At 75.1% G+C, this 3,996-nt stretch carries 5 protein-coding genes; 4 read left to right on the top strand and 1 reads right to left on the bottom strand.

The annotated features are described in order from the left end of the window. From OZN99_RS27100 to OZN99_RS27090, 3 genes are all read left to right on the top strand, one after another. Positions 1 to 351, top strand: a 351-nt coding sequence (locus OZN99_RS27100) for a glycosyltransferase family 9 protein (protein ID WP_270938344.1), incomplete at its 5' end; no start/stop codon positions are given. Next, positions 348 to 1,457, top strand: a complete 1,110-nt coding sequence (locus OZN99_RS27095; protein WP_270938343.1) for a glycosyltransferase family 4 protein — start codon at positions 348 to 350, stop codon at positions 1,455 to 1,457. The genes OZN99_RS27100 and OZN99_RS27095, both read left to right, overlap by 4 nt. Positions 1,458 to 1,522: 65 nt before the next feature. Beyond that, on the top strand, positions 1,523 to 2,842 hold the full coding sequence (locus tag OZN99_RS27090; RefSeq protein ID WP_270938342.1) for a dihydroorotase: 1,320 nt from the start codon (positions 1,523 to 1,525) through the stop codon (positions 2,840 to 2,842). Between the two features lie 20 nt (positions 2,843 to 2,862). On the opposite strand, the gene OZN99_RS27085 is transcribed toward OZN99_RS27090, so the two are convergent. Next, positions 2,863 to 3,189: a hypothetical protein gene (locus tag OZN99_RS27085; RefSeq protein ID WP_270938341.1), complete on the bottom strand. Its 327-nt coding sequence runs from the start codon at positions 3,187 to 3,189 to the stop codon at positions 2,863 to 2,865. 153 nt (positions 3,190 to 3,342) lie between these two features. On the opposite strand from OZN99_RS27085, the gene OZN99_RS27080 reads away from it, so the two are divergent. After that, entirely contained in the window at positions 3,343 to 3,993 is a 651-nt protein-coding gene (locus OZN99_RS27080) for a tetratricopeptide repeat protein (protein ID WP_270938340.1), read from the top strand. The last annotated feature ends 3 nt before the right edge of the window (positions 3,994 to 3,996 follow it).

The following is a 3,996-nucleotide window of genomic DNA, read 5'->3' as shown; positions in this document are numbered from 1 at the left end:
ATCGCCGTGCTGGGCGGCCCGGGCGGGGCCGAGCGCGCCATGGCCGCCCCGGTGCTCGCCGCCCTGCCGCAGGCCGTGGACCTGGTCGGCGCCCTGTCGCTGCCGGAAGCCGCGGCCGTGCTGCGCCGTGCGGCGCTGTTCATCGGCAACGATTCGGGCCTGATGCATCTCGCCGCCGCAGCCGGCGCGCCCACGCTCGGCCTGTTCGGCCAGTCCGACTCGCGGGAATACGGTCCCTGCGGCCCGCGCGCCGCCGCCGCCATCGCCGATGGCGAGCCTCTGCGGACCACCATGGCGGCGCTGCCGGTGGAGCGCGTGGTCGCAGCCGCGACGCGGCTGCTCGCCGCGTGACGCCGCGCCGGATCCTGTTCGCCACCCAGACCTTCCCGCCCGATCTCGGCGGGATGGAGGGGCTGATGGGCGGCCTCGCCACGGCGTTGGCCCGCCACGGCCTCGCCGTGGAGGTCTTCGCCGACCGCATCCGCTCCGACCGCCCGGAGCTGACCGACGCCCTCTTCGCGCTGCGGCGCTTCGGCGGTCCGCGCCCGCTGCGCCGGTGGCTGAAGCGGCGCGTCGTCGCGGCGTCGCTGCGCGCCGGCCCGCCCGCGGCGCTGGTCGCCGACAGCTGGAAGAGCGTCGAGGCACTGCCGCGCGTCGCGGCGCCGCTGCTGGTCCTGGCGCATGGCATGGAGTTCCCGCCCGAACCCTCCGCCCGCAAGGCCGCGCGCATCCGCGCCGCGCTCGCCCGCGCCACCGGCGTCGCGGCGAATTCCCGCTACACGCTGGACCGGCTGCGCCCCTACCTGCCGGCAGCCACGCGCTGCGACGTGATCGCCCCGCCCATCGACCCGCAGCCCGAGCCGGCCGAAGCCGCGTTGCGCGCCGTGCAGGCCGTCGTCGCCGGCGATGGTCCGGTCCTGCTCACCCTGTCACGGCTGGAGCCGCGGAAAGGCGTGGACCAGGTGATCCGCGCCCTGCCCGGCCTGGCTGCGCGGCATCCCGGCGTGCTGCACCTGGTCGCCGGCGGCGGACCCGACCTCGGCAGGCTGGAAGCCCTCGCCGGGAGCCTGGGCGTGACGGACCGCGTCCGCTTCCTCGGGCGGGTGGACGAGACCACCAAGGCGGCCCTGTTCCGCTGCGCCGACCTCTTCGCCATGCCGGTCCGGCGCGAGGGCGCTTCGGTGGAGGGCTTCGGCATCGCCTATCTGGAAGCCGCCTGGCACGGCCTGCCCGCCCTGGCCGGCCGAGAGGGCGGCGCGGCCGAGGCGGTCGCGGCAGGCGAGACCGGGGACATCTGCGACGGCGCCGACCTCGCTTCGGTGGAAGCCGCGCTGGCCAGGTTGCTCGCCGATCCCGACGTACTGCGCGGGATGGGACGGCGCGCCGCCGCGCGCGTGCGCGCGGAGTTCCTCTGGCCGCAGGCGGTGCCGCGCTACCTTGCCCTTCTGGAAGCCTGACGCCCGGCCCTTGGCCTCGCGCCGCCGATGCCCGATGTAGGGTGCGTTACGGGCGGGGAGCCGGCATGTCGAGCTACGATCTGGTGCTGCGCGGCGGCACACTGGTGCTGCCCTGGGGCACCGAGCAGGCGGATGTCGGCGTGCGTGCCGGCCGCATCGCTGCCATCGGCGACCTGCGCCGCGCCCATGCCGCCGAGGAGATCGACTGCCAGGGCCTGCACGTCCTGCCCGGCCTGATCGACAGCCATGTGCATCTGCGCGAGCCCGGCGACCCGAAGGTGGAGACGATCGAGACCGGCACGAAGGCCGCCGTGCTCGGCGGCCTCGCGGCGGTGTTCGACATGCCGAACACCGCGCCCTCCATCACCAGCCGCGAGCAGATCGACTGGAAGCGCGACTTCATCAGGGGCCGCGCATGGTGCGACATGGGCTTCTATGTCGGCGCCCTGAAGACCAACATCCCGTCGCTGGCCGAACTCGAGGCGCAGCCCAATGTCTGCGCCATCAAGGTCTTCGCCGGGTCCTCCACCGGCGACCTGCTGATCGAGGACGACGAGAGCCTGGAGCGCGTGATGCGCTCCGGCCGCCGGCGCATCTGCTACCACTCGGAGGACGAGTACCGCCTGCAGGCGCGCAAGCCGAACTACACCAGCGGCATGCCGCACCGGATGCATGCGGAATGGCGCGACGTGGAGACCGCCTTCCTCGGCACGCGGCGGCTGATGGCGCTGGCCCGCAAGACCGGCCGCCCCGCCCACATCCTGCATGTCTCGACCGCCGAGGAGCTCGAGTACCTGAAGGACTTCCGCGATGTCGGCTCGGTGGAGGTCCTGCTCAACCACCTGACCCAGACCGACGAGGCGTACGAACGCCTCGGCGCCTATGCCGTGATGAACCCGCCGATCCGCGACAAGCGCCACCTGGAAGCCGCCTGGGCCGCGGTGCGCGACGGCACGGTGGACACGGTGGGCAGCGACCACGCGCCGCATTCCCGCGCGAACAAGGAGAAGCCGTGGCCCGACTGCGCCGCGGGGCTGACCGGCGTGCAGACCATCGTGCCGCTGATGCTCGACCATGTCAGCGCCGGCCGGCTCCCGCTGACGCGGCTGGTGGACCTGATGTGCGCGGGGCCTGCGCGGATCTACGGCGTGGTCGGCAAGGGGCGGCTCGCGGCCGGCTACGACGGCGACTTCACCGTGGTGGACATGAAGCGGAGCCGCACCATCGAGGAAAGCTGGATCGTCTCGCCCTGCGGCTGGACGCCCTTCGCCGGGCATCGCTGCACGGGCTGGCCGGTGATGACCATCGTGCGCGGCCACGTCGTGATGCGCGAGGACGAGGTGCAGGACGGCCCGCTCGGCGCGCCGGTGCGCTTCGCGGCGTAGTCGAGCGCCGTGCCGCCCGGTCAGCGCACCGGGTCGGCCACGCCGCGCTGGGGGGCGCCTGGCGGCGGCGTGGTCCAGCAATCCACTCCGCCGAGCGAGCGGGTGCAGAACGGCATCGGCGCCGGCGGCCCGGGCGGCGGCGCGCACCAGGGCTGGCGCCGTTCCAGCCGCACGGCCGAGCAGTCGCGCCCCGTGACGAGGCTGGCCACCTGGTCCACAGGCGTCCGGCCGGTGAAGATCAGGGAGGCGCCGTTCACCACGGCCGCGGGGCCCAGCGACGAGTCCAGGCACCCGCCCAGCGGGACGACGAGCAGCAGGATCGCGAAGGCGTCGGGCCGGCGGCGCATGGCCGCAGCGTCTACCGCACGGGCTTAACGCCCCGTGACCGCGCCTGTATGGTCCGGCCGCCCCGCCCGGCAGCGCGGCAACCACGTCGCCCGCGAGGGCGGCAGACAGGTGGCCCGCCGGCGCCGTCGGGCCGGCAGACAGAAGGACGCCCCGTGCCCGATATCTTCGACGAGGTCGAGGAGGATCTCCGCGCCGAACGCGCCCGGAAGCTGGCCCAGAAATGGGGCGGCGTCGCCCTGGCCGTGGCCGTGCTCGCGCTCGGCGCCACCGGTGCCTGGCAGGGGTGGCGCTGGTACGAGGCCCGGCAGGCGGCCACCGCCGCGGAGACCTACCTGACCCTGCACCGCGCCACGGAGCGCGAGGGGGCCGACCTCGCCAACGGCGCGAACGGCTTTGCCGCCCTGTCGCGCGAGGCGCCGGGCGGCTACCGCACCCTCGCCCGCCTGCGCGCCGCCGCGCTGAAGGCCGAGACCGGCGACCTGCCGGCCGCGCTGGCGCTGTGGGGCGAGGTGGCCGGCGACCGGGATGCCGACCCGCTCTACCGCGACCTGGCGACGCTGCTCTCCGTGACTCACGCCATCGAGACCGGCGATCCGGCGCAGCTCGCGGCGCGGATCGCCCCCCTCACGGCAGAGGGCAACCCCTGGCGCGCCTCGGCCCGCGAGGCGCAGGCGCTGCTCGCGATCCGCCGCGGCGCCGGCGAGGAGGCGCGGCGCATCCTCGAAGCGCTCGTCGCTGACACCTCCGCCCCCCAGGGCGTGCGCGAGCGCGCCCAGCGCGTCGCCGCGGGCCTCCGCTCATGAGCG

Source organism: Falsiroseomonas oryzae, assembly GCF_027856955.1.
Lineage (GTDB): Bacteria > Pseudomonadota > Alphaproteobacteria > Acetobacterales > Acetobacteraceae > Falsiroseomonas > Falsiroseomonas oryzae.
This window is presented reverse-complemented; position numbering and strand designations above follow the sequence as displayed.